The following is a 2,242-nucleotide window of genomic DNA, read 5'->3' as shown; positions in this document are numbered from 1 at the left end:
CCTCATGACCCACAACATCTAGCCGGGAACCCGCCGAGCGCAGACCTGAAGACCAAGTTCCCGAACGAGACCTCCGAGTGGATGGACAAGTGGCTCCGTCGCCACACTCCGATGCGGGATCGTGTCTTCCGCAACACCCGAAAGACCATGCGCGACTACCAGGCAGCCGGGATCATCCCTGACGACGTGGTGATCCCGTATCGCCACGTCAAGGACGAGTTTATCCCGCTACAACCGAACGAGCGACGCCTGTACGAGCGGATCGAGGAGTACATCCGCCGCCACTACAACGCTTACATGGCCGAGGCTGGCAATCAGGCGCTCGGGTTTATCATGACCGTCTATCGCCGCCGACTGACCTCCTCGTTCGAAGCCATCAAACGGTCTCTTCGCCGTCGCCTGAGTGTGTTGGAGAACGGCAAAAACCTCGCCGAGCTGCTCACCGACGACGACAACGTAGATGTCGAAGGTTCGCTGTTCGAGCCAGAGGCCTTCGACACGAGAGCCGACCGCCTCCGTGACGAAATCGCAGAGCTCAAGTCGTTCCTCCAAGACCTCGATAGCATCACGGGCGAAGACAGCAAAGCGAGCAAACTTGTTGCCGACGTGACCGAGGCTCTGAACACGTACTCCTCTGTCGTCGTCTTCACCCAGTACGCCGACACGATGGACTACGTCCGCGAGCGGCTTCTCACGGCGGGGTACCGCCGCCTCGGCTGCTACTCGGGCCGAGGTGGGGAGGTCTACAACGTCGAGTCTGGAAGCTGGACCGAGGTTACGAAGTCGGAGATCAAGACCAGGTTCCGCAGTGGCGAGCTTGAAGTCCTCGTCGGTACAGACTCCATGAGTGAAGGACTGAACTTGCAAACGTCCGGGCGACTCATCAACTACGACATGCCCTGGAACCTCATGCGCGTTGAGCAGCGAATCGGGCGCGTTGACCGCATCGGTGCGTCGTACAAAGACATCCGCATCAGCAACTATTTCTACGCTGACACGGTTGAGGAGCAGGTCTACAAGGGCATCGCCGAGGACTACGGTGACTTCACCGATATCGTGGGCGACGCGGCCCCAGTGCTCGCCAATATTGAGAAGGCCATCGAGCGATTGGCGTTGACCGGCCACGCAACGACCACCGAGATCGACTCCGAAGTCGGACAGATTCGACAGCAGGTCGAGGATATCCAGAATGAGCCTGTCGGCAACGACGACATGGGCGAACCAGGCGGTGGCGGTCGGATCAAGCAGCCGCCAACGCTGGAGGGCGGGACGTCTCTGCGAGACCTGGAACGTGTACTCACCGCGAACGGCCTAACCCGTGCTGCCTTCGAGTCCGACCCTTCCCGTCCTCGGGTGTATTGGCTCAAGCCCCCGGCGGAAGCACTCTCGGCTCTGTCTTTCCAGAAAGACGATGGTGTGTGCGACATCGAAGAATACTTCGACCCGTCGCCGCTCGCACCACTGCCGGTGACGTTCGATCGTGCTACCTGGGATGAGAGCGATGACGCTGACCTGGTCTTCCTGACTTATGGGACACCTGAACTCGCGGCGCTGTTGCCCGCTGACACCGAGCACGTCAGAAGCGCCTGAGCGGCGCCGATAATTCTGAGCGCCAGCGGGGCTGTTGGGGCTGCTGCACGGATAGGTGACCGGTGGGGTCTCAGGCCGCGAGGCTCACGGCCGGCTTCATGATGGTCTCGTACTCGATGGGCGTCAACCGGCCGAGACGGGCCTGCCGGCGGCCACGGTGATACTTGCGTTCGATCCACGTGACGATCGCGATCCGGAGCTCGTCGCGAGCCTTCCACCGCTTGCTGTCCAGGACGTTCTTCTGCAGTAGTGCGAAGAACGATTCCATGGCCGCGTTGTCGCCGGCAGCACCGACCTGGCCCATCGAGCCCAGGAGCTGGTGGCGGTTCAGAGCATGCACGAAGGCCCTGGCCCGGAACTGGCTCCCGCGGTCCGAATGCACGATGCAGATAGCGACGTCACCGCGACGAGAAACGGCGTTGCCCAGCGCGTTCACCGCCAGTCGCGCCTTCATCCGGTCACTGATCCAGTAGCCCACGATCCACCCGGAGAACACATCCTTGACCGCGCACAGGCAGAGCCTGCCCTGGCCGGTGGGGTGCTCGGTGATGTCGGTCAGTCACAGCCGGTTCGGCGCGTCGAAGGGGACTGAAGCGCCCTGGGTTTCGTTCCGATCCAACTGAAGGAGAAAGTTGAGTCCCGGATAGTGGTG

Annotated in this window: 1 protein-coding gene and 1 pseudogene; one reads left to right on the top strand and one right to left on the bottom strand. The window is 61.7% G+C overall.

Going from position 1 to position 2,242, the window contains the following annotated elements; translation table 11 throughout:
* On the top strand, positions 1-1,590 hold a 1,590-nt coding region (locus tag SJ20_RS03630; RefSeq protein WP_255351303.1), incomplete at its 5' end, for a helicase-related protein.
* A 70-nt stretch (positions 1,591-1,660) separates the two neighbouring features.
* Here SJ20_RS03630 and SJ20_RS03625 read toward each other — a convergent pair.
* Positions 1,661-2,149, bottom strand: a pseudogene (locus SJ20_RS03625) (transposase); the annotation flags it as partial.
* Positions 2,150-2,242: the final 93 nt, after the last annotated feature.

It is taken from the genome of Micrococcus sp. MS-ASIII-49, assembly GCF_000946635.1.
Lineage (GTDB): Bacteria > Actinomycetota > Actinomycetes > Actinomycetales > Micrococcaceae > Micrococcus > Micrococcus luteus.
The sequence above is the reverse complement of the archived record's forward strand: the minus strand, read 5'-3'. Positions and strand labels throughout refer to the sequence as shown.